We start from the raw sequence: 26,401 nt of genomic DNA, 5'->3' as shown, positions 1-26,401 counted from the left end.
CGACCTGTTCAGCGCCGGCGGCGCGCCCTATGCTCGATGCGAGCGAGGGACACCGCCATGCAGACGCAGCCGGCAGATCCGAAGGCGACGATCCTGGTCGTCGATGACGAGGCCGACGTGCGCGACGTCCTGGAGGAGTACCTGGCTTCGCACGGCTACGCGGCGATCGGCGCCGAAAACGCCGGCGCCGCGCGCGAGCAGGCCGCGCGGCGCGCCTTCGATCTCGCGCTCGTCGACATCCACATGCCCGGCGAGGACGGCCTGAGCCTCGCGCGTCACCTGCGCGAGCGCTACCCGAAGGTGGCGATCATCATGCTGACCTCGGCGGCGACGGTGATCGACCGCGTCGTCGGCCTCGAGGTCGGCGCCGACGACTACCTGCCCAAGCCCTTCGACCCGCGCGAGCTGGTGGCGCGCGTGAAGAGCGTGCTGCGCCGCACCGCCGCCGAGCACCGCGCGGAGATCGGCGCGGAGCGCGTGCGCATCGGCCGCTGCGTGCTCGACATGCCGGCGCACCGGCTCATCGACGAGCGCGGCCAGGAGGTCGCGATGTCGCCGCTCGAATTCGACCTGCTGCAGGCGCTCGCGCGCCACCCGAACCGGCCGCTGTCGCGCCAGCGCATCCTGAGCCTGGGCCGCGCGCGCGAGTGGGACCCGTTCGACCGCAGCGTCGATCTGCGCGTGATGCGGCTGCGCAAGAAGATCGAGCCCGACCCGGAGCACCCACGCTTCATCCGCACGGTGCGCAACGAGGGCTACGTGTTCGTCCCCGAAGGACAACCGTCGTGACGGCGCGCCGCCTTCTCGCCTGTGCCGCGCTGCTGCTCGCGGCGCTCATCGCCTGCACGCGCCCGACGCCGCCGGCGCTGCGCATCGGCACCAACGTGTGGATCGGCAGCGAGCCGCTCTACCTCGCCCGCGAACTCGGCAGGCTCGACGCCGCGCAGGTGCAGCTGGTCGAGTACCCGTCGGCCAGCGAGGTGCTGCGCGCCTATCGAAACCAGGCGATCGACGGCATGGTCATCAGCCTCGACGAGCTGTTCGGCCTGGCCGCCGAAGGCTTCGATCCGCGCGTGGTGCTGGTCGTCGACGTCTCGCACGGCGCCGACGCCGTGGTCGGCCGCGCGGGCCTGCAGACGATGCGCGACCTGGCCGGCAAGGCGGTTGCCGTCGAAGGCGGCGCGCTCGGCGCCTTCGTGCTGAGCCGCGCGCTCGCGCTGTCGGGCATGCAGCCGAACGAGGTGAAGGTGGTGCACCTGGAATCGAACGAGCATCCGCAGGCCTTCGAGCAGGGCCAGGTCGATGCGGCCGTGACCTTCGACCCCTACCGCACGCGGCTGCTGCGCGCCGGCGGGCAGACGCTGTTCGACAGCACCCGCATCCCCGGCGAGATCGTCGACCTGATCGCGGTGCGCAAGCCGGTGCTGGACGATCGGCCGCAGGCGGTGCACGCGCTGCTCGCGGGCTGGTTCGCCGCGGTGGATTTCATGCGTGCGCAACCGCAGGACGCCGCGCACCGCATGGGCGTGCGCCAGCAGACCAGCGCCGAGCAGTTCCTGCAGGCCCAGCGTGGCCTGCACGTGCCCACGCGCGAGGAGAACCTCGCGATGCTCGGGGGCGCGAACCCCGGGCTCGCGGCAAGCGGACGCCGGCTGATGGGCCTGATGATCGAAGCGAAGCTGCTGCGATCGAGCGTGGACATCGAAAGCCTGCTCGCGCCGGCGCCGCTGGCCGCCTTGCCGCCATGAGCTCGCTGAAGTTCACCGTGCCGCTGCTGCTGCTGGTGTTCGCTGCGATGCTGTCGGCGGTGAACCTGCTGTACCACGTGCCGCAGGCCGAGCAGGTCGCGCAGGAAGACAGCCGCAAGCGGCTCGCGCAGGAACTGTCGCGGCTGCAGAGCACGCTCGAGTACCTGCTGCTGAAGGGCGACGTCGAGTCGGCGCAGTACGAGATTGCGGTGCTCGCGCACAACCACGACGTGATCGTCGCCGCGCTGACCGACGAGCACGGCCGCGTCAGCACGGCAACGAGGCGCGCCTGGCTCGGCCGGCCGATCGCCGAAGTGCTGCCGCAGATCGGGCTCGAACAGGTCACGGCCGCGCTGCAGCAGCGCCGCGCCGGCATCGAGATCGGCCCGGGCGGCAGCTCGCTGCTCGGCCATGCGGCCGTCCTGATCGGGCGCGAACGCGACGAGCTGCGCCCCTCGCGCAGCGGCGGCCTGCTGCTCGCTTACGACCTCGCCCGCTACAAGGCCGAGGCCCGCGAGCAGGTGCTGCAGCAGGCGCTGTACTGGGCCGGCTGGGTCACCGCGCTCGCGCTGGTGATGTGGGCGGTGTTCCATTTCCTGCTCACGCGCCGCACCGCGCGGCTGATGCGCGCGGCCGAGCAGCTCGCCGCCGGCCGGCTGGACGTGCGCAGCGGCCTGCGCGGCGACGACGAGCTCGGCCGCCTCGGCCGCGCCTTCGACGCGATGGCGCTGCAGGTCGCCGAGACGCAGACACGATTGCGCGAGGACCTCGCCGAACGCTCGCGCGTGCAGCGCGAGCTGGAGGCGAGCGACGAGCGGTTGCAGCAGATCCTCAACAACTCGACCGCGGTGATCTTCGCGCGCGATGCCGAGGGTCGCTTCCTGTTCGTCAACCGGCAATGGGAGCGTGTGTTCGGCATGAAGTCGATCGACGTGGTCGGCCGGCTCGACGAGCACGTGCGAGGCGAGCAGCGCGCGCAGGCCTACCGCGGCAACGACCAGCAGGTGCTCGATCGCAACGAGACGATGGAATTCGAGGAGACGCTGCCGCTGGCCGATGGCCTGCATACCTACATCTCGATCAAGTTCCCGCTGCACGACGCCGACGGCGCCGCCTACGGCGTGTGCGGCATCGCGACCGACATCACCGAGCGCCAGCGCGCCGCGAAGGCGCTGCGCGCTTCGGAGGCGAGCTACCGCGCGATCTTCGACGCCGCCGAGGACGCGATCTTCGTGCACGACATCGACACCGCCGCGATCGTCGACGTCAACGCCAAGGCCTGCGAAGCCTTCGGCTACCGCCGCGAGGAAATGCTGGCCCTGAGCATCGCCGACCTGAGCTCGGGCGAGCCGCCGTACACGCAGGCCGACGCAATGCGGCACTTCGCGCGCGCCGCGGCCGGCGAGTCGATGGCGCTCGACTGGCATGGCCGCACCCGCAGCGGCGAGCTGCGCTGGTACGAGGTGTTCGGCAAGCGGGTGACGATCGACGGCCGCGCCCGCTTGCTCACGCTCGCGCGCGACATCACCGAAAGGAAGCGCGCGCAGGCCGAGCTGGCGCGGCAGCGCGAGTCGTCCTACCAGCGCGAGAAGCTGGCCGCGCTCGGCTCGCTGCTGGCCGGCGTGGCGCACGAGCTGAACAACCCGCTGTCCGTGGTCGTCGCGCGCGCGGTGCTGCTGGAGGAACAGGGCAACCTGAAGACGCAGCTCGCGGCCAGCAAGATCCGCAGCGCCGCCGAACGCTGCGCGCGCATCGTGCGCACCTTCCTCGCGATGGCGCGGCAGCAGCCGCCCCAGCGCGGGCCGGTCGCGATCAACGACGTGATCGCCGCCGCGCTCGACATCGCCGGCTACGCGCTGCGCGCCAGCGGCATCACGGTGCAGCTCGCGCTGGCCGACGACGTGCCGCCGATCCATGCCGACGCCGACCAGCTCCACCAGGTGCTGCTGAACCTGATCATCAATGCCCAGCAATCGCTGCAGGACCAGGCAGGCGCGCGCCGCGTCCGCATCGCGAGCCACTTCGAGCGGGCGACGCAGCGGCTGGTGGTCACGGTGCGCGACAACGGGCCGGGCGTGCCCGAGGCGCTGCACGCGCGCGTTTTCGAGCCCTACTTCACCACCAAGCCGACCGGCATGGGCACCGGCGTCGGGCTCGCGGTGAGCCAGGGCATCGTCGAGGCCCATGGCGGCAGCCTGACGGTGGAGACGCCCGACGAAGGCGGCGCCGCCTTCGTCATCACGCTGCCGGCCGGCGCGGTGCGCGACGACGACGACGCGGCGCTGCCGCTGCGGCCCCAGGACGCGCTGACCCGTACCGTGCTCGTCGTCGACGACGAGGAGGAAATCCGCGAGACGCTCGCCGAGATCCTGACGCGCGCGCGCCACCGCGTCGTGACCGCGGCCTCCGGCCGCGAGGCGCTCGACCGCCTGGCCGCGCAGCGTTGCGACGTGATCTTCGCGGACATGCGCATGCCCGATCTCGACGGGCGCGCGCTGTACCGCGAGATCGAACAACGCTGGCCCGGCCTGGCGGCGCGTGTCGTCTTCATCACCGGCGACATGCTGACCGCGACGCTGCGCGAGTTCGTCGCGGCGAGCGGGCGGCCCCTGATCGAGAAGCCCTTCCTGCCGAGCGACGTGCGGCGGATGGTGATCGAGTTGGCCGCGTGAGTCAGGCGACGACGCCGCGCGCGCGCAGCGCGGCGATCTCGGCGCCCGACACGCCGATCTCGGCCAGCACCGCGTCGGTGTCGTCGCCGAGCTTCGGCGCCGGCGAGCGGACGCCGCCGGGCGTTGCGAGCAGCTTGGGCACGATGCCGGGCACTTCGAGCTCGGCGCCGTCGCGCGTCTTCTGCGTGAGCAGCATGTCGCGCGCGCGGTAGTGCGGGTCTTCGGCGATGTCCTTCGCGGTGTAGACGCGACCGGCGGGAACCTCGGCTTCGATCAGCCGCGCGAGCACCTCGGCGGCCGGATGCCGCAGCGTCCAGGCTTCGATCGCGGCGTCGATCTCGGCGACGCGCTGCACGCGGCCGGCGTTGTCGGCCAGGGACGGGTCGGCGCCGAGGTCGTCGCGGCCGATCGCGCCCATCAGCCGCCTGAAGATGCTGTCGCCGTTGCCGGCGATCAGCACCACCGCGTCATCCGCGCATCGGTAGGCGTTGCTCGGCGCGATGCCGGGCAGCGCCGAGCCGGCCGGCTCCCGCACGGCACCGAAGGCGCTGTACTCGGGCAGCAGGCTCTCCATCACGTTGAACACCGCCTCGTGCAGCGCGACGTCGATGACCTGCCCCTTGCCGCCCTGCCGCCCGCCGTTGGCGTTGCGGTGGTGGAGCGCGGTCAGCACGCCGATCGTGCCGTGCAGCGCGGCCAGGGTGTCGCCGATCGAGACGCCGCAGCGCACCGGCACGCGCCCGGGCTCGCCGGTCAGATGCCGCAGGCCGCCCATCGCCTCGGCGATCGCGCCGAAGCCGGGCAGGTCGCGGTAGGGCCCGGTCTGGCCGTAGCCGCTGATGCGCAGCATCACCAGGCCGGGGTTGTCCTTCGAAAGTTCGTTGTAGCCCATGCCCCATGCTTCGAGCGTGCCGGGCCGGAAGTTCTCGACCAGCACGTCGGCGCGCGCGATCAGACGCTTCGCGAGCCCCTGCCCTTCGGCGCTGCGCAGGTCGATCGCCACCGAGCGCTTGTTGCGCGACTGCACCTGCCACCACACCGAGGTGCCGTCCTGCAGCAGCCGCCAGCGGCGCAGCGGGTCGCCGCTGCCCGGCGTTTCGATCTTGATCACCTCGGCGCCGAAGTCGCCCAGCGTCTTGCCGACGAAGGGGCCGGCGATCAGCTGGCCCATCTCGACGACCTTCAATCCTTCGAGAGCATGCATGTCGTCGTGGCGGCGCTAGCGGCGAGGCCGCGATGCTGCCATCGGCGCTAGCGCCCGAACACGATGAAGTGCTGCCAGGGAAGATCGTTGCGGGTCGCCTGCCAGGCAAAGCCGTTTGCTTCGGCTTCGCGACGCACCTGCGCCTCGCTCATCTTGTGCAACGGCTTGATCGGCACCTTGGGATCCTCCGCGCGGTACTCGACGAAGACGAGGCGGCCGGTCGGCTTCAGCGCGCGCCGGATGCTCGCGAGCACCTCCTTGGGGAAGGCGAGCTCGTGGTAGACGTCCACCATGATCGCGAGATCGACCGTGCCGGCGGCGAGCCGCACGTCGTCCGGCGCGCCGAGCGAAGGCTTGATGAGCTCCAGCCCCGGCTCGCGCGAAAGCTTCTCGAGCATCCGCAGCATCTGCGGCTGCACGTCCACCGCGAGCACCTGGCCGCCCGGGCGCACCTGCGCCGCCATGCGCCGCGCCAGGTAGCCGGTGCCGGCGCCGATGTCGGCGACCACCATGCCGGGCGAGAGCTGCAACAGGCGCAGCAGCACGTCGGTGCGCTCCTCGCGCTCGCGCTCTTCGCGCTCGAGCCAGCCGGCGCCCTGCCAGCCCATCACGCCCGAGATCTCGCGGCCCATGTAGCGCTTGCCGATGCCGTCGAGGCTGGCGGGCCCGTTCTCGTACAGCTCGGCCGCGCGCAGCCCGCTGCCGAACGGGGCGAGGATGGCCACGGCGGCCGACAGCCATAGACGACGACTCGTGGGCAAGGCGGTTCTCCGGGTGGGGTGGGCGACAACGAAGCGCATGCTCGTCCGGTAGCGCGGCCGACATCAATGGTGCAAGCCCGGAGCCTGCGCCGGGCACGTGTCTTGCCGTACGGTCGCAGCGGTACCGCGCCATCGGCGCCGTGTCAGCAAAAACATCCGGGAGGCCGAAAGGCATGGACGACACGCGCTTGCACGATCGCATCCTCGTCGTCGACGACAACGAGGACGCCGCGATGCTGCTGGCCGCGCTGCTGCGCGCGCACGGCTACGAGGTGGATTGGTCCTGCGACAGCGCGCAGGCCTTGTTGCAGGCCGAACAGGCCGCGCCGGTGTGCGTGTTGCTCGACGTGCAGATGCCCGGCTTGAACGGCCTCGAGCTGGCGCGCACGCTGCGGCAGCGCCTGGGCACGGGCATCGTGCTGATCGCCGTCTCCGGGCTGCCGCCGAGCGACACGCTGGCGGCGCAGACCTTCGATGCGGTCGACTACTACCTGCAGAAGCCGATCGACGTCGACAAGCTCACGAGCATCCTGCCGCCGACGCACGTGGCCATGTGAGCGCGCGGGCCGCTTCGACTGCCCGGAGGAGATTGAACATCGCTATGCGGGCCTCGCCAATGCTCGCGCTGGGCACTGCGGCCCTGATCTGTTCCCCGGTTTGTTCCCCAGAAGTGCCAGCCCTACCGCTTCAGCATGTCCTCACCGCTTAGCGTGGCATGCTGCCTTCACTGGAGCATCACCATGGCTGGCGGCGGACACCACTACCCTCCCCTTGGACAAATCTTCTCGGACCCGTTCAGGCCTGCTCGGACCATTGACCCTCGGGAACTTGAACGCTGGTCGCACGGAGTAGCGGATCATTTGAAGCGACTCGATAAAGACGTCCGTCACCTGAAGCACGTGGAGGCTGTAGCCATGCAGAGCGCCCAGATTCAGGCAGTCAAGGAGCTGATGGACAAGCAGCAGAGCCAGGTGACCAGCTACAGCGCCATCATCATCGGGGTGGGCTACGCAGGATTCTTCGCGCTGTGGTCGCTGGTCAAAGACTACCCGTATCCCAAACTCCACGCGGTGGCGGGCATCCTGATCGGCGTTTCACTGCTGTTCTATGTTGGCTGGGAGATCGGCCACATGATTTACAGAGTGCTGCAGCTCAACTCGATCAGCCACGACTTTCGCGAGACGCCACCGATCGACCCCCTGAAGGCGCTGGGCGATCGACTCAACGCGATTGACCAAAGAGGATTCAAGGTGTGGCCGTGGGCGCTTATTCCGTCGGTTGTGACGGGACTGCTTGGCGGAGGCATCTTGCTGGCCATCTTCGTGCTCGAGCTGTCCCGAAAGTTGGCATAAGGGCAGTTGCACGCCCTCCAACGTTCACCCGCGGCAGCGTGCTGCGCTCAAGGCGGCGAACCTAGCCCAGGAGGCGTCGGGGAAGGTGTTGGCGCGGACCGTGCGGGGACATCCGCCGATCCGGTGGCCGGCCGTCTTGGACCGATCAGCGGCTGAGATCTCTGCTCAGCCTTCGACGACTCGGCAGCGCGCTTGATCACGCTCGCCGCGGCGTCATCGATCAGCCGCGCGTAGTCCAGCGCCGCTGCCAGCAGCTTCTTCGGGCTTGCTCGCATTCCGCTCTCCTGCCTCAATGATCCGTGCGATCGCGCGCTCGAAAGCGCGTGGACTGCGTGCATGCTGCTCCGCCGCTCGAGCAACCGCCTGGGAATCGTAGCGAAGCGCCTTCACGACGGCCTTGGCAGACTCCGCGTCGAGCTTCCCGAAGCGATGGGCGGCACGCCAGGCTGACTCGTCCACCTCGCGCACCGAGCCGACGGGGAGCGTGCGCGTGACACCGAGCTTCGCGGCCCTCGCTTCGAACTCCGCCCTCAACGTGTCGTCGACGGACTCGTCGGCGAGGCGCAAGTACTCCTCGCCGCGAATCGCGTCGGCAGCACGCTTCCGCTCGGCAACGATCTGCCGCTCGATGTCCTTGCGCACAGTGGCGTCGGATGTGCGATCGAGCAGGCGGCCGAGCTCCTGCTCGCGCGCCGTCGGTACCAGCGCATCGGCCTCGTCGGCCGACAGCTCACGCAACTCGCCCGTCGGGATCGAGCGCTCCGGCTCAGCCGTCGGAGCCTCCGGACGCAGTTCGGCCGCCTCGCCAACGGGGATCCGCTCGGACCGGAGCTTGTTCGCGCGCTCGATGAGGGCGGCCTTCAGCGCAGGGTCGAGCGTCTTGCGCGCGGTGGCCTCCAGGCTCTTGGCCTCTGCGTCTCGCGCTGCCTGCAGCTGGGCGACCCGCTGTTCGCGCTCGACCTCCTTGACGCGCGCGTCCAATACCTTGATCGTCTCGGGCGATGCGCCTTCACGCAGTCGATCGATCTCGTCGAGGCGCGCATCGCGCGGCCCGGCCGGTGCGGCAGCGCTGGCTGGCTGGCGCGCGGCACGGGCAGGCACGTCGACGTCGGGATCGAACGGCCGGGCATTCGGATCGACCTTGCGCAACAGCAGCGGCTTCGCCGGCTGCGCCAGTGCATCGTCGATACGCTTGTCGGTCTTCTTGGTCCGCCGCCAATCGTTGACGAACTTGGTCGCGGTCAGCCATGGCGCGCCGGTCGTCGCCATGTCCAACAGCATGCGCTTGACGTAGCTGCCGCTGTTGGACGAGTTGACCGAGTCGGCGGTCGGCGTGAACACGTCGCGCACGGTCTCGCCGAGGTCTCGCAACGTGACCGCACCCTGCTTGCCGAACAGCTCGTCGAGCATGCCCTTTTGGTCGAGCTGCTTGATCGCATTGTTCAGCGCGTTCGGTGATGCGATCGCGGCGCGCGCCTCGTTGCGGCTGCCGCCTCCGAAGGTCGCTTCGCGCAGTTGTCGTATCGCCGTGCCCTGCATCTCGCGCCAGGCCTGCTTGCCCTCGTCGCCTGCCGTGGTCAGCGTGCGCTTGAGGTTCTGCATGTCGGCCAGCGAGCCGCTCGAGGTCACGCGCTTGTAGACGTTCTCGAAGGCGACCGCGCGATCGGAGGTGTTCTTCTTTAGGCCGATCAGGTCGCGGATGAGGCCTTGCTCCTTGAACTCCTTCTGGTAGTCCGAGTAGAGCTTCCGCGCGGCCTTGAACAGGTCGCCGCCGGCACCATCCATCGACTCGTCGATGATGCGGCGCATGTCGCCGGCGAAGCTCTCGTTGGTCTTGTCCTTCTTCCCGCCGACGCCGATCGTCTTGCGCAGCTCGTCGAAGTCGTTGAGCGTGATGGAGCCTGACTCCAGCTTGCCGTCCGCGCCGCGCGTTGCAGCGCCGAGCCGGACCAGCTCGTCCTCCGCTGTTCCGAGCACGCCTGCATTGCGGGCCGACGCGCGGTTCTTGTCGAGGTAGCGCACCAGCGCCGCCGATGACACCGCCTCTTCCATCTCGCCGGCCTCGCGCGCAGCCGCGTAGGCCTCGTCGATCTCGACCTTGGCGCGCTCGGCCTTCGCGATGATGGGATCGACGATCGCCTTGCCGGCGGCGTCGAGCTGCGTGACCTGCGCGCCGGTCTGTTCCTCGAGCAGGTCGAAGTTCTTCAGCGCGTCAGCGTTCTGCTGGATCCGGAACGCGCGCAGCTTGCGGCCAGCATCCTGTTCCTTCGCCGTCTCGCGTTCGAACTGCTGCTGGCCGAGGTCGCCTGTGGCGTCGGCCTTGGTCAGCGCGATCGGCACGGGCAGCTGGGCGGCGCGCTCGCGCCGAAGCGTCTCGGCGTCCGTCCCTGCCGCGCCGGCACTGCCGGGCGTGCCAGCTGCCTTGGACTGCTCCCGCGCGCGACGAGGCGCGCGCACCTGGGGCGCGCCGACGGCCCCGCTGAGTGCACCCAGCGCCGCGCCGAGGCCGCCGCTGACGGCCGCGTTCGACTCGCTCTTCAGGTCTTCAAACTGCTCGCCCTCGGGCAGCGCCGCGTTCTCGGCCGCGACCACCGCCTTGTCGCCGGCCACGCCCAGCGCGGCGCCGGTCGCGGCACCGCCAGCTGCCGCAGCAGGCCGGCCACCGCCGAGGCGACGTTCGATCGCGCGGCCCGCCGCACCGCCGACTTTGATCGGCAGCGCGTTCGCTGCAACGTTCGCGACCGCCGTGACGCCGCCGGCGACGCCAGCTTCGCCGAGCGTGCCGCCACGCTCCACGACATCGGCTGATCGCTCGACGCCGCGGGCGATGCCGAGGCCACCGAGAAGCTCGGCCGGCAGCGAGGCGATGCCGCCCGCGACCTGGCCGGGCAGGCTCATCTCTTCGCCCTGCTGCGGATCGTAGAAGTCGCGCATGCTCTGCGCCGTCTCGTCGGTCGCGGCGAAGACGCGGTCCTGCGCGGCGCCGACGCCGGCCGCCATGTTGATGCGCATGCCCAGGATCGGCGCAACTGCGTCGGCCACGCTCACGGCTTGCTTGACGACTTCGAGGATGCCGGCCAGTCCCATGCCGGCCGTCCGGACAACCGGCGTCGCCGCGGAGCCGGCGGTGCGGGCTGCGGACTCGGCGAAGCCGACCTTCCGAGCTTGCGTGGGAGCAGCGGCCGGCCTGGTCAACGGAATGCCCGCGAAGATGTCGTCGGGCGGTCCGGGTACAGCGTCAGCGCCGGCGCCGCGCGCGGCAAGCGCGGTGGCTTGTGGTGCGCGAGGACGCTGCGGCGCTCGATCAGCAGCAGCAGGCCCTTCAAGCGACTGCGCTGCGGGGCTTGAGCGATTGACGGGCCGCGGTGGCGTCGGCGGGGGGCGCGGCCGTCCTGTCGGGATGTCGGCAAAGATGTCCTCCATCACGGACCTCCTTGAAGAACGCGTTGCACGGACTCGGGCGGATAACCGGCGCCGACCAAGCGCTCCGTGAGCATCTGCAAGTCGGCGCCCTGGCTGACGAGTTCCCTGGTGCGCCGGAAGTCGGCTTGCGAATCGCGGCCCGGTGCACGAAAGGTCCGCGGCGGCGCGCTCGCGGGTACGGCCGCACCAGCACCAAGCGCCGGGCCACCCGTTGGCGAGCCCGTGGCGCCGCCCTTCGTCGCGCGCGGCCCGGTCGTGAAGGTCGGCACGCCGCCCTCCGCATTGCCTGCCGCGATTTCCGCAGACTGGATCACGGCATCGAGCCGCTCTTGCTTATCTTTGATGGTGGCCTCGTCGTCGCCGATCTGCGGGAAGTAGGAGCGGCGGTATCCGATCAACTGCTCCCTGGTATAGGCGGCACCCGTGCCAAGCGTCAGCGCAGCGTCGAGAAGGTCGAGCTGTGCGGCTTCGACCTGCTGTCGCTCGGTGCTGGTGAGAAGGTTCGCTGCTGTGTCGCCGCCGATGTAGGGGATCGCGCGCGCGATCTCCGCCTTCAGCTCGGGTTTCGCTGCAGCGCCCGACTTCTGGAGCACGGTGCGCAGCTGAGCGGTCGAGCTGCGCAGCCGCGTCAGCAACGTGGCCGCCTTGCGTTCGCCCTCGGTCGTCTTGCCGCCGCCGGCGCCACCGCCGAGCACCAGATTGCGCCGGGCCTGCGTTGCCTCGTCCGGCGTGATGACGCCGGTGCGCTCGAGCCGATCGATCTGCCGCTCCTTCGTCCCCGCCTCCGTCGTCGCACCGCTCGACTTCGTCGGCGCGGCGGTCTTCGTGAGCGTCCGCGTCTTCAGCACCTCGCCCGTGGCGTCGTCGACCTCCTGCTCTTCGACGAAGCCGCCGCGGTCGACGCGCTCGCGGCGGATCTTCCGCTGGGGCGAGCTGCCGCCGATGCCGTAGAGATGCTCGAGGAACTGCTGCGGCCCGTCGCCGGCCTTCGTCTGCCCGGCTTCGATGCGCTTGCGCACGTCGGGTCGGTTGAGCACCTGCCCGAGCACCGAGAGCTGTCCGACGCGATCGAAGCCGTCCTTCATCGAGATCGTCTTCGGCACCGCATTCGGATCGCCGGAGTAGCTGCCTCGGCCCTCGGTGACGGGAGCCATGTAGCTGCCAATTGCGCCGTCGTCGCGGCGCACGGTGACCTTCAGCATCGGCACCACCTGGCTCGGATCGCTGGGATGCGGCACGAGCTGCACGATCTCCTTCGCGATGATCTCGTTGCCGTCGGGGCCGTCCTGGCCGACGCCGACCATCAGCTCCGGGGCCAGCAGCACGTTGACACCCTTGAGCGTGAGGTCGAGGTTGCCCGTCTTGATGCCCGCCTCGAAGTCGAGCGCTGCTTGCCGCACCTTCGATGGCGATCCGTTCGGTCCGTCGAGGAAGTCGCTCAGGTTGCGCCGCGCCATCACGGTCAGCGTGTGCACGAGCTCGTCGTCCTTGAGCTCGTCGATGCCGAGCTGCCCCGCTTCGATCCGCGACCACTTCTCGGCGGCGCTCTTCTTCTGGTCGAGCACGTCGGGCCCGAAGAATTCGGATCGGACCTTGTTGCGCTCGGCCCGCTTGGCTCGCGTGTCGGTGGTCCACCGCTGCCGCACGTCCTCGGGAATCTTGTCGTAGCTGCCGAACTGCTTTAGGTAGCCCTCGCCTTGCGTCTTCAGCATGCCGAGCTCCTCGTCGATCAGGGCCAGCTGGTCCTTGCGCTGCTGCCGCGCGTCCTGGCTCGCGAGGCGAGCTTCGGCCCTGTCTGCACGCGCCGCCTGCAGTCCGTACTGCTCACGCCGGAACGCGCGATCCTCGAGCTCGCGCTGCTCATCAAGCTCCGCTCGGCGCGCTCGATCCTGCTGGTCGAACAGCCGCAGGCCGAGGCCGAAGCCCGACTCGATGCCCTGAGCGGCCGCGCCGCCGATGCTGGTTGCCATGTTGGTCTCCTAAAGACAGATTCACAGACATCGAGGCCCGCGGCGCAAGCGTGGCGATGGCGCCGCCACGATCAGTCGCAATCCGGCACCAGCGGCACCAGCGGCGCGAGCGGCTCGGCGGGCTGCGGCTCGTAGGGCTTGCGTGTGGCGAGCCGACGAGCGGCGAGCCACAGCGCACGACGGAGAAGCCCCTCGGGCTCAGGCGCCTCCAGTGCACGCTGAACCCGTCGCTCGCGTTCCGCCGCGCGCTGCTCCTCGGTCATGGCGCGCCACCGCACGCACGCGAGGTGCAGACGCTCGGTGACGCTGGCCACCGGGCCGGCATCCTCTTCGAGGCGGGCGATGCGGCTTTCGAGGGTTGCCATTGCGATCACTCCGCAGCGTGCTTCGCGATCAGGTCTTCGAGGATCGCGACGCGTTTCTTCAGCTGACCCACTTCGAGCCACTGCTCGAGCTTGCCGATGCGCCTTTCCAGCTCGAACTCGTCGGCTGGCTGGGCTAGCGGGATGAGCCGCACGGCGACCGCGCCGAGGTCGCCCGTCGCGCCGACCTTGCCGTGACTTCCATCAGCGAAGCTGACGCACTCGGAGTACATCGAGTCGAAGGCTCGGTCGGTCCAGTAGTCCTCTCTCCGGAAGAGCGTCGGAGCGATGGTGAAGAGCAGCGCCGCCACGGCAGGGGGCGGCAGTTGGCCGTTCGCTCTCTTGGCCCAGGCCGTCGCCTGCTTCCACGGCATCTTTGCGGTCTCGGGCCTGTCGTTGAGCAGCACGATCGCGGCGTGCGTGCCGTCGGGCAACGTGATGACGCCGCAGAAGGTGCCGCCTTCAAAAGGCTGCTTCAGCGCCGGCAGGCTGTGCAGCGGGATGGCCTTCAACGCGGTGGCCGAGTCGAGATCGCGTTCGTCGTGCATGGTTCTCTCCGTCGTGGTGGTGGGATGGTTCACGGCTTGCGCGAGCCTTCGAGCGCTGCGACACGCGCCTCCAGCTCGGTGGTCTCGATCAGCTTCGCCAACGTGCCCAGGCCGGCCAGCAGCTGGGAGGTCTGCGTGAGCGTGAGATCGCCTCGCAGGCCGGCCGCAAGGAGCGCGCGCGCCTGGTCGGGCAACGAGCCCTGCGCGCTCGCGAGAAGCGCCTCGGTCGCCACGGTGTTGGCCTTCACCGCGTCGTACAGGCCGAGATGGCGCATCAGCTTCTCGGCCGCTGCCAGCTTGTCGTGCATGCGGACCTCGGTGCCGCCGTCGCGGGTCTGCTTCACGCCTGCATACAGCGCCGCCGCTGCCGGCGACAGTCGCCGCGTGTCGTTGACGCGCGTGCGGCCGATGCCGGCGCCGAAGCACTCAGGGCACTCGGGGTTCGGCTCGCGGCGGGCGTCGAAGCCGCCGCCGCCCTGCTCGTCGAAGGCCTTGCGCTTGGCCTGCAGCATGCCCTCCGCTGCTGCTTCATGCCGGGCGCGATCGCGCTCCACTTCGCTCGCGGTGCGCTGGTATCGGAACGCTCGACCCCAGCAGTGCCGGCAGCTGCCGACGTGGTGCTCGACCAGCTCACGAGGGTCGGCGACCAGGATCTGCCAGGCCTCGGCGACGACGCGCTCGGCCGTGATTTCGAGCTTCGCCGACACCTTGGCACGGGCCGCGTCGATTGCAGCCCGCACCTGAGCGTTCCTGAGCAGTCGCGATCCGTTGACCTCAGCCGCGTTGCCGGTCGCCTCGTAGCCCGCGCGCCGGTACGCCGCCGACGCGTTCAGGTCGATCAGGTACTCGGCGACGAAGCGCTCCTGCTTCGGGCTCAGACCACCAGCCGACCTGGCCGGTGCCGACACGCCGGCGGCCGGGCTCTCGGGCGCCGCCTGCTTGCGAGTTGCACTACTCGCCATCGCTCGCTCCCCGCGGCGTCGACGCCTTGCGCCGCTGGCCCGCCTCGTACACGGTCATCACGCGCGACGCGGTGACCTTCATGCCGACGCGGTGCTCGCCGTTCTTCTCCCACTGGCTCAGCGCGGCGTGGCCCGCGACCGCTACGGCGTCCCCGCTGGCCAGCGCGAGCAGCGCCTCCGCGGCAGAAGCCGAGAACGCGATGACGCTGCACCAGACGGCCTCACCGTCCTCGCCGGCGCAGCGCATCTGCGCCGTCACGAAGGCGGTGCCGCGCGCGCTGGTGCGCGATACGGGTGCGGCCGTCACGGTGCCTTCGATGAGGACGCTCAACACGTCAGACCTCCAGCACCGCGGCGTGGAGGCCGAGCTCCGCGGCGACCTCGCGAAACGCGGCGTCGCGCCCGGCGCGGTACTCCTCGAGCTCCGCACCCGACAAGCGCACCGGCACGTCGGGGTCCCACTCCATCACGGCGTGCAGATCGCGCCCCGCCGCCAGCCGCGGCACCGCCAGGGTGACTGTGCGGCTGCCGACCTTCCACAACCGGAACACGATCGGCATCTCATCGCTCACGGCTGTCTCCTGGCTGGGTTGTCTCCTCTGTCTCCTCCCTAAAGGGAGAGGAGACAGTTGGAGACAGAGAAAACCGCGTCTCCGAAAACACGTTGGAGACACGTTGGAGACTGGGGAGACAGGCCGCGAAGCCGCGCCGTTGCTTGCTTTCAGCCGTCGGGCGAGTTGGAGACACCGGAAGCGTTGGCTCGAAGCTCGAACGCCGCCTTGCTGCTGCCTCATTTTTCAGCAGTTGGAGACAACCTTTCACGCCCCCGGCCCTGCCTTCCCGGGCAACGCGACCACGCCGGCGACCTCGATCAAGAGCCCGGCGTCGAGCATCTTGTTGAGCTCTCGGTAAACCGAGCCGCGCACGTAGCGGCCCTCGAAGTGCTTCGCGAGCGCCCCGCGCAGGCAGCCGGCACCGCGCGCTGTGAGGCACTCGATGATCGCGCCGGAGATCTCGCTCGGCCGCTTGGGCCTCGTCGCCTTCAACGGCGCGTCCGCTGCGATGACGACGCACGAGCCGCGTTCAGTGCCCCAGCGGTTGCGTCCGAGCGTGACGGGCGCCAGCCTGAAGCCGATGCGGTCGCCCTTGCCAGGCAAGTCGCGCTGCTTCGTGACCTCAGCGGTGCGCAGGCCGGTCGTCTCGTCGACGGTGACCTCGATCTCGGTGTCGGTGGCTGCGCGTAGCCCGGACCATCCGCGCATGCCCTTGGCGGCGTCCTTGCCGGTGTGGTGGACGACGAGAAAGGCCGCGCCGGTCGCCGAACGGATGGCGTCGATGTTGCGCACGACGACGCCCATGTCCTCGCCAGCGTTCTCGTTCGCGCCGACGGCGAGCCGGGCAAGCGTGTCGCCGATGATGAGCGCGACCTTGATGCCGTGTTCCGTCTCGAGCTCGCCGACGAGGCCCACGACCGCTGCAGTGTCGGCGCGTCCGTCGAACAAGTTGATCGGCGATCGCACGATCACGAAGCCGGGCACGCGGACCGAGTGATGGCGTTGGTAGGCGCGCAGCCGCATCTGCACCGAGGCCGGCGCCTCTGTGGCGAGGTACACCACTAAGCCGCCGTCGGCGGGCTTGCCGAGCCAGGGCTGGCCCCGGCAGACCGCCGCGCCGATGTCGATGGCGGCGAACGTCTTGCCGCTGTTGCTGTCGCCGTAGAGGACCGCCATGGCGCCGCGGCCAAGCAGGCCTTCGATCAGCTCGTCGTCGAACTGCTCGTCGACGTCGGCCAAGTGCGCCGCCATGACGTAGTCGAGCCGACGAACCATCTCGGGCTGCTCGCGACCTCGGCGTGCGCGTTGCACGACGCCGGCTGCGCCACCATCCCGCTCGATCTCGGCGTCGAGGGCTTGCAGCGTCATGCGCGTGCCTCCGAGCGCAGCATCGATACCCGCGCGGCGCCCAGCAGCAGGCGCTCGCGCGTCACGGCGTCGAGCGGCCTGCCCTCGGCAAGGTCGGCAGCGCAGACCCAGGCAAGCGTCATCTCTTCGTCGAGCAGGTCGAGCGCCTGGCCGGCGGTCAGCATGCGACGCCGCTTGAGAGGCGCGCTGCCGCCGCCGGCCGCGGTGCGGGGCGGGAAAAGGTCATGCAACTCGAGGCCGACGGCGCCCGCCACCTCGTCGACGGTGCAACCGTGCCAACACCGCAGCAGCACCTGGTCTCCGGCACCGATGCCGATCGACAGCGCGCTCGGGTTGCTCCCGCCATGCGCAGGGCAGCAGGCGCGCCATCGGTCCCGGCCGTTCTCGCGCAGCTTGTGCCCTTCGAGCCGCGCCAGCACCGCATCGATCGGGCGTGTCACCGCATGCCTCGCGCGACGTCGGCCTGAGCCCAGGCTTCGGTCAGCTGCCGGTCGACGAGCTCGAGCGATCGCCACTCGACGAGCGGGCTCGGCGCCGGCGGCGTGGCGGACTCGATCGCCGCGCGAGGTGCGCGTGGTGCCCGTCGCTGCCGGCCTGCGCCGGTCGTGCCTGATGCGTCCGTAGCGCGCGCAGCGGCGCCGGGTGAAGCCTGCGTCATTTCATCAGCCATGGTGGCCTCCAATCTGGCGCAGCACCGCAGCAACCGCGTCGAGCTGGCGAAGCTCGCGGGTGTAGGCCCAGCGGGACAGGTAGTAGGCCGGCAGGCCGTCGTCGTGCTCGCTCGTGGTCAGGGAGAAGCCTGCGAGCGCGGCCTCGGCTTGCAGCGTCGCGAAGGTCTTCGGCGGGTCACCCGCTCGCGCGGCGCGTGCGCGGACGACGAGATGCGGCTCGTTGCTCGCCTCGGCGAGTTGAAGGTGGGCCTGCATGGCTCACCTCGCGGCCTGGTCGTTGAGCCAGCGGCGGATAGCGCCGGCTTTGAACCTCGTGCACCTTGGTCCGAGTCGAATTCCCGGCGGGAAGCCGCCTTCGCGGGACATGCGTGTAAGGGTGGAACGGCTCAACGCGCACATCGCGACCACGACAGGCCACGGCAGCAGCGCATCGTCGTCCTGTGCGGCGGCGATCTGCTCCGGGGTGACGGCCGTGCGGCCTGCGCCGGCCTTCTCGACCGGCTCAGGTTGCGGGACCTTGTCGGTGGCGACTCGGGCTGAAGTGGGCGTCGGCGCGACGGGTCGAGCGCGCTCGATCGCGCTGGGGGTGCTCATGAGGCGAACCTCCGATCCATGTGGATGCAGACGGGCCGATGCCGATTCGCGGGAGCGATGGCAGCGCGGGCGGGCGGGTCGAGAGCCGGTGCCGATTCGCCGAGCGATGGCGCCGTGTGCTTGCCGGTGGCGGCGCGGCCGATGCCGATTCGCGAAAGCGATGGCTGGCGGTGCGGGACCGGGCGACGTGCTGGCCAAGATCAGGTGATCAACCTGGGCTCACCGATGCACGAAGAAAAGGATAGCCCCTGATTCAGCGTGCCGCAAGCGTGCGCGAGTTGCCTTCCATCAAAGCGCGCGCTGCTACGCTTCGAGCCAGAAGAGACCATGGCGAACACGTACACCGAGACGGACCTGCTGCAGTTCCGCGCGATCGCGGCGGCACTCGATCGCGACGATGAGGTGGACGCCGGCCTTGCGCTCCCCTTCAAGATGTCCGGATGGTTGCGGCAGGTCGGCATCGACCCTCCCCGCTGGGAGGTGACGGAGTTCGGGCGCAAGCACCTCAACTGATGCCGGCGATGCCGCCCGAGTACTGCCTGCTGTGGATCAACTGGTGGCCGCTGTGCATGACGAAGGCCGAGTGGTCAGGCTGGGTTCAGGCCATCGGCTCGATCGCCGCGATCCTGGCCGGCTTCTTCTTCATCAATCACCAGCACGTCCTCCAGCAGCGAGCCGTACTCGCCGGCGAGCGCAGGCGACGCTCGGAGCTTGCGCTTTCGCTGGCGTCACGCATCGAGCAACTGCGACGTTCGTTCGAAGCGGCTTCCGCAGAGTGGCTGCGCGGTGGCGACGTGACGAACGAGGACCGAGTGCGGATGAGCAACCAGCTGACGGTGCTGGTTAAGGCGCCTTTCCCGGAGCTCTTGCCTGCATCCATGCAACACCAGTTCTTGACGGCACAGGTGGTGGCGCAGGCTGCGTGGATGAAGTACGACCAAGACGTTCTCGACGCTTCGATGCACAAGCCCGTGGCGCTTGAGATACGTGGCGGAGTTTTTCGCAGAGCGGCGCAGATCCTGAGCGAGGTCGAGACGATCTACACCAACTACACCAGGTTGGAATCGGACGTGACGTTGTAGGGAGCGGCCTGCAGCTCGGCCTCGCCCTTCGCGCGGTCAGCACCGCGTGTAGTTCAAGGTACTGCTCGACCGCGCCGGCTTGGCCGTAGTCGCCCACGAAGCGGCTGCCCGAGCTGACGAGCTCGAGCACGGAGTACTTCGAAAGGTCGGCGAGCTCGTTTGGGTGCATGCTTTCATGCGCCCCCGCAATCAACAGCTCGGACTGAGTGTCAAGAAGAAGCCGCAGCGCACACCTTGGCTGCAAAGGCCGCGGTGGACATGGCCTCTGCCTGATCGACCGCTTCGGCAAGGTGATAGTCCGCCTTCACCCGAAGAGCCCTGGTCGTGTTCACCATGTAGCCGATGCTCTTCGACTTGTTCCGCAGCGCGCCCCCGACCGTTGGGTTCGTGAGGCTGTTGATGAGCACCGAGTGCATGCCCTTGGCTGGCCCAGCTGAGCCCGGCGAAGCGAGCTGCGAGTGCCACCGTTGTGCGGTGTGGTAGCCGGCATAGTAGGACCGGCCGATGGAAGCGCGCCAGTGCAGCTCGTCAGGCGCCTGTGCAAGGGCTTCGCCCAACGTCAGGAGGTCGGCCTCGCAGATGCTCACGATGCCGCCGGCCGCTGCTTCGAGACGAAGGCGACGGTGACGAACGGAAAGATCAAGTCATCCTCGGCGAGCCGCTCTGCCAGCGCCCAGGTCATCTCCGCGGCCTCAGCCGGCTCCACGTCCACGCGGTAGTTCAAAGCAAAGAACGGGTGAGCTGCCGGCGTGCTCGAGGCTATGAGGTCTGGCATGAGGTTGGCCCATAGGAGACGGCGAGCCCGCATCAGCTCGCCGGCCCTGTCCATCATCGAGCGTACGTTCTCCTCCGGCACGCCAAGCGCGCGAAGAGCGTCGCGCGCTTGAGCGCTTCGTCGCAGAACGTCTTGCTCTTCCAACTTTGTGTCTTCCTTGGCCCAGCGATCAGCGGCCTGCAGCATCTCAGAGAACGAGCCACACGCGATGCCGTGCGTCAGGTTCAGCCGAGCGAGCGAATCGTCGTTGGCGATGGTCTCCCGGTAGGACTTCGACGCTTCCGTCACAAACCCTAGGTCTGAGTACATGGCAAAACGTGTGCCCCTCACGCTTTCGCCGCCACCGTTCTGCTCGGCATTCGTCAGCCACCGCTCCAGGCCCTCCAGATCGCCGGCGAGACCCGCCAGCGATGCCTTCATCAAGCTGGCGTTCACGGCATCGACTTTCTGAAGCTTGTCGCACTCGCGCCACAAGCTCTTGAATTCGAACGACGCCGAATCAAGGAAGTGACAGGCGGCTTCCACCGTCTGGCGCACACGGATGCCCAAGTCCTCTGCGATCGTTTTCGGTACACCGGACGGCATGCGGCGCGGACTGTAGCGGCTTCGGGCTGGCCGCACATGCCCTAGACGAATGATCTGGCGACATTCCGAACGCTTAGCCGCTGTCCCACGGCGCCTTGGCCGAGAGCGTGTCGCTAGGGGGACCTGAAGGGGCATGGCGGCAGTGAAGAGCGCCGCAGACTGAGCAACGGCGCCATTTCGCAAAGATCATGAGGCCGACGCTCTCGCCAGGTATGCGACGGTGAGCTCAGCAGCCGCCGTAGTTCTTCCGTCCGCTCGCGGTGATCGTGTAGGTGCCGCCGCGCGGGCCGACGTAGCAGGCCGGTCGATGTGGCGCCGCCGCCGCGGCGCGCTGCGGAGGCTGGCCACCGTCGCGCAGCGTCTGCTGCGGCGAGTGCAGCGGCTCAGACTTCACGACAAGGGGCTGCTGCTTGCTCACCGCTGGCACCGGCGCGCGGTGGCAGTGGTAGTCCCCGGTCTTGCGGTTGTGGTGGCAGCCCTCGGCGTTGAGTCCGCCGCCGTGCGCGCGCGCTGGCGTACCGCACACGGCTCCCATCAGCGCGACGATCAGCACGGCTCTGCGCATGGCGCCTCCCAAGACCTGGGAAGCTACAGCCGCGGCGCGGAGCCGTGTTCAGGATCCGCCCGCAGCCGTGCGCACGAGTTCGCGGTCGCGGCGCCCGCACTGCCCCGACGAAGCCGTGTCTTCGGTGCTAGCGCCGCCGGGCGTGACGACCACGCCCAATGGCCGCCTTCGCCTTCACCCGCTCGATCAACTCATGCGCGTCGAGCTCACTCATGGCCCTCTTCAGCGCCTCGAAGGCGACGCGGTCATCCTCAGACCCTTGAGGCAGGCTCAGCACGAGCGCCCATCGCTCAGCGCTCGATTGCGAGCGAACGCGATCAACGGTTTCTTCCTTCAACAGCGCGCCGAATGTGCCGTAGTGAAGGATCGAAGGTGCGAACAGCCGGTCGCGATCACTCTGCATGGCGACCTCCGATCGTCTTTGCTTCAGCGCGTCCGGCAAGCACCAGAGACCAATCTGCGGCAAGGCGTGCTGCGCGTTGCAGGTCATTCGCGCACTCGCCAGCGGTCTCGGCAAACCATCCTGATCTGCCCGGCCGAATCGCCACCCAGCACAGCCCCGACAACTGACCCTGTTCCGCCGCGGATAGCAACCGCTCGAGGTGGCGCACCACCTCCGCATTCACCGTTCGGAACTGCAGCACTGCACCATCGCCTGTGGCTTGTCGGCGCGGCGATCGCCGGCGCTGCTGCAGACGCACGACGTTCGTCCCCTCGAACGGTTGCTCAGGCATGGCGCACCTCGTTCCACGAGACCGCGCCCTGGGTGTCGGCGGTACCGAGCCAGTCCTCGAAGGTCCAGTTGCGGTACGACGCCGGGTCGGCCGCCCCGGCCTCGTAAGCCATGCCCAGAAAGTCGGTGATGACCGCCTCGAAGCCCTCGGCTGCATGCGGGGCGAGCAAAGCGAGTTGCGGCGTCAAGGCAGCCAGATAGCGCGGCTGCGATCCCGGTCGACCAACCCCTTCGATGCAAGCGTGCGCTGCAGTGCGCTTCACCATCTCGAGAAACGAGATCGCAGCGTCTCTTCCGCGTGTCCAGTTGCGGCGACGGACAGCAGTGCTCTCAGCCATGGGTCACCTCTACAAGCTTGCAAGCAGAAGGCGCCGTTGAGTGCACACCCTTCGATGTCGATCGCCTTCTAGGCCGCAACGGCTTTTGGCCACCGAACGGAATCAAGTTCTCGTCGGAGACCCAGCCGCCGCGCAGGTATCGCCTCTCGGATCTCTTGTAGATCATCGCGCCTTGGATCTCGACAACCCACTGACCTTGGTGATCCTCGTCCTCACGCTCGATGTGCTTGATGAGCACGACGCGACCGAGGGCCTCCTTGAAGACGCTCCCAGTCAGCCAAGCAAGATCGCCGGGGCGGCAGCGACGCTTCACGGTCGCGGTGGTGATAGCCTCATTCGTAGCCATGGTGCACGGTCCTTCTTCGGTTGGTGCGTTGTGGTCAGGCCGGCCGAGCGTTGCACCGCTCGGTTCGGCCGCTTTGCCTCAGGGCCGCTGAGGCGCCGGGTTCAGTCCTCCGGCTCCCGCGCCTTGTCGATGCGCGCTCGTACCCACGGCGCGCCGCCGAGGCGCTGCAGCTTGTCGCGCTGATCGGTCGTCATCTTGATGCTGACGGGCACCGTCGCCGAGTCAGGATCGAGAGGCTTTCGCCCCTGACCTCGGCCCGCACCGCCTCGAGTCGGCTTCGTGGTTTGCATGCCGACAGAGTAGTACGTTATCAAGCAGCAGGCAACTTGTTTCGGTGTGACGTATTCATCACTACCGACAGCTTGGCTGCTACGCCGCGGGGCGCATGAGATAGGCAGCGTCGAACGCTGACTCAAGCCGCGGCGATGCACCGCGCAGGCCGTCGACCACGCACTTCGCCCAGTCGAAGTACTCCTGCCGGCGCTCAAGCGGCCAGTCGGCCGGCGGCGCGCTGGCGACGTCGCGCAGGTTGCAGATCTTGTCGGCCAGCTTCACCAGCGCCGCGCCGCGGCTCAGGTGTGGCGCATGCTCGACCTGGAGCCGCTTGCGCTCGGCCTTCGGCAGCGCCTTGTCGTCGGTGACCTCGGCGACGATGCCGCTCACCGCGCGCCCGAACTCGCGCGACAGCTCGTCGAGCGTGGTGTCGGTGTCCTCGACCGTGTCGTGCAGGAGAGCGGCGCAAAGCGTCACCGGGTCGGCCACCCCGCCCTCCTCCGACAGCACGCGCGCGAGTGCCAACGGGTGGTTGATGTACGGCGAGGCGTCGGCGTCCTTGCGGCGCTGGTTACGGTGCTTATGCGCAGCGAATGCCGCGGCGCGGATGATGAGCGCGGTGCCGCTTCCCGCCTCCTGCGTGGCCACCGACTCGGCTTGCATGCTCACGCCGCCCGGATCGGGACAACGTCCGCGCCGACGCGCAGCCGGTCGAGGTAGCCGGCCCACATCACCATCATCTGGCGGCGTTGCTCCACGAACTCCGCACGGTCGTACGCCATGCCGAGCGGCCCGCTCTTGCCGTGTGCGAGCTGAGCCTCGATCACGTCCGGCTGCACGTTGAGCTTTTCGACCATGATCGTGCGAGCCATTGCTCGAAAGCCATGCGGCGTCATCGTGTCGTTGTCGTAGCCCATCCGGCGCAGCGCTGAGCGCAGCGTGTTCTCGCTCATCGGCCGCTCACCGGTGAGCAGGCTCGGGAAGACGAATCGCCCATGGCCCGTGAGGGGGTGCAGCTCACGCAGCACCTCGACCGCCTGCGGAGCAAGCGGCACCAGGTGCGGCCGCCCATTCAGCTTGCCGGCCTTCGTCCGCTTCATCTTCGCCGCTGGGATCGTCCACATGGCTGCGTCCAGGTCGAGCTCGGCCCACTCCATCTCGCGAACGTTCCCCGGCCGCTGGAACAGGAGCGCCGCGAGCTGCAGCGCTGCGCGGGTCGACGGCTGTCCCTGGTACGAAGCGATCGACCGCATGAGCTCGCCGGCCTTGATCGGATCGAGCACCGCGGCCATGTGCTTGGTGCCAACCGGCTTCAGCGCGTCGCGCAGGTCGGAGGCCGGATTGCGTTCAGCGCGGCCCGTCGCCACGCCGTAGCGGAACACCTGGCCGCACGCCTCCCGCAGGGAGTGCGCGAGCTCCCGCACGCCGCGGCTCTCCACGCGCCGCAGTGTCTGCAGCAACAGCGGCGCTGTGATCTCGGCCAGCTCCAGCGCTCCAATCCAGGGGAACATGTCCTTTTCCAAGCGTTCGAGCCAGCGCTGGGCGTACGTCTCGCTCCAGCCGCTGCGCTTGGCGGCGTGGAACTCGCGCGCCACCGCACTGAAGGATCGTGCGTTGTCGCCCTTGCGGGCAAGCTTGTCGAGCTGTCGCTTCTGCGCGGGATCAATGCCCTGGCGCTGCAGCTTGCGTGCGTCGGCTTGACGCTCGCGCGCGACCTTGAGCGTCATCTCGGGATAGCCGCCGAGGGCCAGACGCTTCTCTTTGCCGTCGAACAGGTACTTCCAGAACCAGCGTCGCGAACCGCTCGGCGCGACCTCGAGGTACAGGCCGCCGGCGTCGGTGAAGCGAGCGCGGGCTCGACCCTCAGGGCACGTCGCGTTCTTGCAGTGTGTGTCGGTAAGCATGGGGAACAACCGGCCCGCGAGGCCGGATTGGCTGTCCTGTTCCCCAGACTCTGCCCCGTGTTCCCCTGCTCTGCAACGGGGGAACCTGACGCAACGTGATTCGAAGAATGCTTGCCGCCTCAGGCGAGTTCCAAGCTTTTGACTCAACGTGCTGCACCAGGAACGCTTCGGATGGCCTGCCCGGAGGGACTCGAACCCCCGACCTGCTGCTTAGAAGGCAGCTGCTCTATCCGGTTGAGCTACGGGCAGCCGTGGCGGCCGAGTCTACGGGCCGGCTTCAGCGCGACGGTGCTGGCGGCGCGTCAAGCACCGCCGTGCCCACCTCGCGGCAACGGCCGCGGAAGACGGCCAGCGTCGTGCCGGCTTCGTCGCTGATGCGCACGTCGTAGACGCCGTTGCGGCCGGCGCTCGCGCATTCGGCAGCCTCGGCCCGGAGCAGGTCGCCCTCCCGGGCGGGCGCGAGGTAGTCGATCGAGCAGCCGGCCGCCACCGCGGTGCGGTTGCGGCTGTTGCAGGCGAAGCCGAAGCAGCTGTCGGCCAGCGCGAACAGGATGCCGCCATGGCAGGTACCGACGCCGTTGAGCATGTCGGGCCGCACCCGCATCGTCATCACCGCGCGGCCGGGGCCCACTTCGTCGAGCCGCATGCCGAGCGCGCGCGAGGCGGCGTCGCGCTGCCACATCGCGCGGGCGCAGTCCTCGGCGAGGACTTGCTCGGCGTCGTCGGGCGAGGCAACGGCTGCGCCGAAGGCGCGCGGGTCGAAGCTGCGGGGATCGAGGTTCATCGGTCAGCGCCCGGTGAAGCGCGCGGGGCGCTTGTCGAGGAAGGCGGCGACGCCCTCGGCGTAGTCGGCGCTGCGGCCGAGCTCGCGCTGCGCGTCGCGCTCGGCATCGAGCTGCTCGTCGAGCGTGTGCCGCCAGCTCGATTGCAGCAGCCGCTTCGTCGTCGCGAGGCCGCGGGTCGCGCCGGCAGCGAGCCGGGCGGCGAGCGCATCGACTTCCTGCGCGAAAGCCGCGTCGTCGATGCAGCGCCAGATCAGCCCCCAGCGCTCGGCGTCCTCGGCGGACAGCTTGTCGCCAAGCAGCGCGAGGCCGGCGGCTCGCGCGGGGCCGACGAGCCGCGGCAGCGACCAGGTGCCGCCGGCATCGGGCACCAGGCCGAGCCGGCAGAACGGCTGGATGAAGCTGGCCGAGCGCGCGGCGACGACGAGGTCGCAGGCCAGCGCGACGTTGCAGCCGGCGCCAGCCGCGACGCCGTTGACGGCGGCGATCACCGGCTTGTCGAGCGCGCGGATCGCGCGCACCAGCGGCGCGTAGAACCGATCGATGGTCTCGCCCAGGTCCACCGCCTCGGCGCCCGAGCTCATGCGCCGTTCGCCCAGGTCCTGCCCGGCGCAGAAGCCCTTGCCGGCGCCGGTCAGCACCACCACGCGCACCTCGGCGCGCTGCGCATCGGCCAGCGCCTCGCGCAGCTCGCCGTGCATCGTGGCGGTGAAGCTGTTGAGCTTGTCGGGCCGGTTCAGCGTGATGCGGGCGATGCCGTCGCGGGCTTCGTGGACGATCTGCTGGTAGGGCATCGGCGCCTCGCGGGTGCGGCGTGGAGGACGCGGCG

General features: G+C 69.3%; 31 protein-coding genes and 1 tRNA gene. 7 read left to right on the top strand and 25 right to left on the bottom strand.

Annotated features, from left to right (window positions below; genetic code table 11):
* Positions 1 to 57: 57 nt before the first annotated feature.
* The 3 genes from VFR90_RS01540 to VFR90_RS01530 are packed head-to-tail and all read left to right on the top strand — an operon-like array spanning position 58 to position 4,420.
* Positions 58 to 789: a response regulator gene (locus tag VFR90_RS01540; RefSeq protein ID WP_326404175.1), complete on the top strand. Its 732-nt coding sequence runs from the start codon at positions 58 to 60 to the stop codon at positions 787 to 789.
* Complete coding sequence (locus VFR90_RS01535) at positions 786 to 1,748, top strand: ABC transporter substrate-binding protein (protein ID WP_326404174.1); 963 nt, start codon at positions 786 to 788, stop codon at positions 1,746 to 1,748. The genes VFR90_RS01540 and VFR90_RS01535 overlap by 4 nt, the downstream gene beginning before the upstream one ends.
* A complete protein-coding gene (locus VFR90_RS01530) occupies positions 1,745 to 4,420 on the top strand; it encodes a PAS domain S-box protein (RefSeq protein ID WP_326404172.1) in 2,676 nt (891 codons plus the stop codon). The genes VFR90_RS01535 and VFR90_RS01530 overlap by 4 nt, the downstream gene beginning before the upstream one ends.
* Before the next feature lies 1 nt (position 4,421).
* On the opposite strand, the gene VFR90_RS01525 is transcribed toward VFR90_RS01530, so the two are convergent.
* Both VFR90_RS01525 and VFR90_RS01520 read right to left on the bottom strand, forming a co-directional pair.
* Positions 4,422 to 5,624, bottom strand: coding sequence for a CaiB/BaiF CoA transferase family protein (locus VFR90_RS01525; protein WP_326404171.1), 1,203 nt, complete (start codon positions 5,622 to 5,624; stop codon positions 4,422 to 4,424).
* 47 nt (positions 5,625 to 5,671) lie between these two features.
* Entirely contained in the window at positions 5,672 to 6,385 is a 714-nt protein-coding gene (locus VFR90_RS01520) for a class I SAM-dependent methyltransferase (RefSeq protein ID WP_326404170.1), read from the bottom strand.
* Between the two features lie 173 nt (positions 6,386 to 6,558).
* On the opposite strand from VFR90_RS01520, the gene VFR90_RS01515 reads away from it, so the two are divergent.
* Together VFR90_RS01515 and VFR90_RS01510 are read left to right on the top strand one after the other, a co-directional pair.
* Complete coding sequence (locus VFR90_RS01515) at positions 6,559 to 6,942, top strand: response regulator (protein ID WP_326404169.1); 384 nt, start codon at positions 6,559 to 6,561, stop codon at positions 6,940 to 6,942.
* A gap of 303 nt (positions 6,943 to 7,245) precedes the next feature.
* Positions 7,246 to 7,737: a hypothetical protein gene (locus VFR90_RS01510; protein ID WP_326404168.1), complete on the top strand. Its 492-nt coding sequence runs from the start codon at positions 7,246 to 7,248 to the stop codon at positions 7,735 to 7,737.
* 213 nt (positions 7,738 to 7,950) lie between these two features.
* Here VFR90_RS01510 and VFR90_RS01505 read toward each other — a convergent pair whose 3' ends face one another.
* From VFR90_RS01505 to VFR90_RS01455, 11 genes are all read right to left on the bottom strand, one after another.
* Complete coding sequence (locus tag VFR90_RS01505; RefSeq protein WP_326404166.1) at positions 7,951 to 11,160, bottom strand: hypothetical protein; 3,210 nt, start codon at positions 11,158 to 11,160, stop codon at positions 7,951 to 7,953.
* Positions 11,160 to 13,130 carry a hypothetical protein gene (locus tag VFR90_RS01500; protein WP_326404165.1) on the bottom strand — a complete coding sequence of 657 codons (1,971 nt, stop codon included), beginning with the start codon at positions 13,128 to 13,130 and terminating at the stop codon, positions 11,160 to 11,162. The genes VFR90_RS01505 and VFR90_RS01500 overlap by 1 nt, the downstream gene beginning before the upstream one ends.
* A 71-nt stretch (positions 13,131 to 13,201) precedes the next feature.
* Positions 13,202 to 13,495 (bottom strand): hypothetical protein, encoded by a 294-nt coding sequence (locus VFR90_RS01495; protein ID WP_326404164.1) that lies wholly within the window; start codon positions 13,493 to 13,495, stop codon positions 13,202 to 13,204.
* A gap of 5 nt (positions 13,496 to 13,500) precedes the next feature.
* Positions 13,501 to 14,040: a hypothetical protein gene (locus VFR90_RS01490; protein WP_326404163.1), complete on the bottom strand. Its 540-nt coding sequence runs from the start codon at positions 14,038 to 14,040 to the stop codon at positions 13,501 to 13,503.
* A gap of 29 nt (positions 14,041 to 14,069) precedes the next feature.
* Entirely contained in the window at positions 14,070 to 15,002 is a 933-nt protein-coding gene (locus tag VFR90_RS01485; protein WP_326404161.1) for a terminase small subunit, read from the bottom strand.
* Positions 14,992 to 15,336, bottom strand: coding sequence for a single-stranded DNA-binding protein (locus VFR90_RS01480; protein ID WP_326404160.1), 345 nt, complete (start codon positions 15,334 to 15,336; stop codon positions 14,992 to 14,994). Before VFR90_RS01480 ends, VFR90_RS01485 begins: the two co-directional genes overlap by 11 nt.
* Before the next feature lies 1 nt (position 15,337).
* Positions 15,338 to 15,574, bottom strand: a complete 237-nt coding sequence (locus tag VFR90_RS01475; protein ID WP_326404159.1) for a hypothetical protein — start codon at positions 15,572 to 15,574, stop codon at positions 15,338 to 15,340.
* Between the two features lie 246 nt (positions 15,575 to 15,820).
* On the bottom strand, positions 15,821 to 16,795 hold the full coding sequence (locus tag VFR90_RS01470; protein WP_326404157.1) for an AAA family ATPase: 975 nt from the start codon (positions 16,793 to 16,795) through the stop codon (positions 15,821 to 15,823).
* 125 nt (positions 16,796 to 16,920) lie between these two features.
* Positions 16,921 to 17,364, bottom strand: a complete 444-nt coding sequence (locus tag VFR90_RS01465) for a hypothetical protein (RefSeq protein ID WP_326404156.1) — start codon at positions 17,362 to 17,364, stop codon at positions 16,921 to 16,923.
* A 222-nt stretch (positions 17,365 to 17,586) separates the two neighbouring features.
* Positions 17,587 to 17,850, bottom strand: a complete 264-nt coding sequence (locus VFR90_RS01460) for a hypothetical protein (protein WP_326404155.1) — start codon at positions 17,848 to 17,850, stop codon at positions 17,587 to 17,589.
* Positions 17,851 to 17,853: 3 nt separating this feature from the next.
* Entirely contained in the window at positions 17,854 to 18,189 is a 336-nt protein-coding gene (locus tag VFR90_RS01455; RefSeq protein WP_326404153.1) for a helix-turn-helix transcriptional regulator, read from the bottom strand.
* Between the two features lie 327 nt (positions 18,190 to 18,516).
* Between VFR90_RS01455 and VFR90_RS01450 the strand changes: the two genes are divergently transcribed.
* Entirely contained in the window at positions 18,517 to 18,702 is a 186-nt protein-coding gene (locus VFR90_RS01450; protein ID WP_326404152.1) for a hypothetical protein, read from the top strand.
* An 8-nt stretch (positions 18,703 to 18,710) separates the two neighbouring features.
* Positions 18,711 to 19,271, top strand: coding sequence for a hypothetical protein (locus tag VFR90_RS01445; protein ID WP_326404151.1), 561 nt, complete (start codon positions 18,711 to 18,713; stop codon positions 19,269 to 19,271).
* Positions 19,272 to 19,480: 209 nt separating this feature from the next.
* On the opposite strand, the gene VFR90_RS01440 is transcribed toward VFR90_RS01445, so the two are convergent.
* From VFR90_RS01440 to paaG, 12 genes are all read right to left on the bottom strand, one after another.
* Positions 19,481 to 19,858 carry a hypothetical protein gene (locus VFR90_RS01440; RefSeq protein ID WP_326404150.1) on the bottom strand — a complete coding sequence of 126 codons (378 nt, stop codon included), beginning with the start codon at positions 19,856 to 19,858 and terminating at the stop codon, positions 19,481 to 19,483.
* Complete coding sequence (locus VFR90_RS01435) at positions 19,855 to 20,595, bottom strand: hypothetical protein (protein ID WP_326404149.1); 741 nt, start codon at positions 20,593 to 20,595, stop codon at positions 19,855 to 19,857. Before VFR90_RS01435 ends, VFR90_RS01440 begins: the two co-directional genes overlap by 4 nt.
* A gap of 262 nt (positions 20,596 to 20,857) precedes the next feature.
* Positions 20,858 to 21,196, bottom strand: a complete 339-nt coding sequence (locus VFR90_RS01430; RefSeq protein WP_326404148.1) for a YHYH domain-containing protein — start codon at positions 21,194 to 21,196, stop codon at positions 20,858 to 20,860.
* A gap of 127 nt (positions 21,197 to 21,323) precedes the next feature.
* Entirely contained in the window at positions 21,324 to 21,599 is a 276-nt protein-coding gene (locus VFR90_RS01425) for a hypothetical protein (protein WP_326404147.1), read from the bottom strand.
* On the bottom strand, positions 21,589 to 21,930 hold the full coding sequence (locus VFR90_RS01420) for a hypothetical protein (protein WP_326404145.1): 342 nt from the start codon (positions 21,928 to 21,930) through the stop codon (positions 21,589 to 21,591). The genes VFR90_RS01425 and VFR90_RS01420 overlap by 11 nt, the downstream gene beginning before the upstream one ends.
* Positions 21,923 to 22,117, bottom strand: a complete 195-nt coding sequence (locus VFR90_RS01415) for a hypothetical protein (protein WP_326404144.1) — start codon at positions 22,115 to 22,117, stop codon at positions 21,923 to 21,925. The genes VFR90_RS01420 and VFR90_RS01415 overlap by 8 nt, the downstream gene beginning before the upstream one ends.
* A gap of 142 nt (positions 22,118 to 22,259) precedes the next feature.
* Positions 22,260 to 22,613 (bottom strand): hypothetical protein, encoded by a 354-nt coding sequence (locus VFR90_RS01410; RefSeq protein ID WP_326404143.1) that lies wholly within the window; start codon positions 22,611 to 22,613, stop codon positions 22,260 to 22,262.
* 369 nt (positions 22,614 to 22,982) lie between these two features.
* A complete protein-coding gene (locus VFR90_RS01405) occupies positions 22,983 to 23,549 on the bottom strand; it encodes an HD domain-containing protein (RefSeq protein WP_326404202.1) in 567 nt (188 codons plus the stop codon).
* Positions 23,550 to 23,551: 2 nt separating this feature from the next.
* Positions 23,552 to 24,790: a tyrosine-type recombinase/integrase gene (locus tag VFR90_RS01400; protein ID WP_326404142.1), complete on the bottom strand. Its 1,239-nt coding sequence runs from the start codon at positions 24,788 to 24,790 to the stop codon at positions 23,552 to 23,554.
* 172 nt (positions 24,791 to 24,962) lie between these two features.
* A tRNA-Arg gene (locus VFR90_RS01395) sits at positions 24,963 to 25,039 on the bottom strand.
* A 28-nt stretch (positions 25,040 to 25,067) separates the two neighbouring features.
* On the bottom strand, positions 25,068 to 25,574 hold the full coding sequence (gene paaI, locus VFR90_RS01390) for a hydroxyphenylacetyl-CoA thioesterase PaaI (protein ID WP_414676474.1): 507 nt from the start codon (positions 25,572 to 25,574) through the stop codon (positions 25,068 to 25,070).
* Positions 25,575 to 25,577: 3 nt separating this feature from the next.
* Positions 25,578 to 26,366, bottom strand: a complete 789-nt coding sequence (paaG, locus tag VFR90_RS01385) for a 2-(1,2-epoxy-1,2-dihydrophenyl)acetyl-CoA isomerase PaaG (protein ID WP_326404140.1) — start codon at positions 26,364 to 26,366, stop codon at positions 25,578 to 25,580.
* Positions 26,367 to 26,401: the final 35 nt, after the last annotated feature.

Source organism: Methylibium sp. (assembly GCF_035762065.1).
Lineage (GTDB): Bacteria > Pseudomonadota > Gammaproteobacteria > Burkholderiales > Burkholderiaceae_C > Methylibium.
Note: the sequence above shows the minus strand (reverse complement) of the source record. Positions and strands in the feature narration are given on the sequence as shown.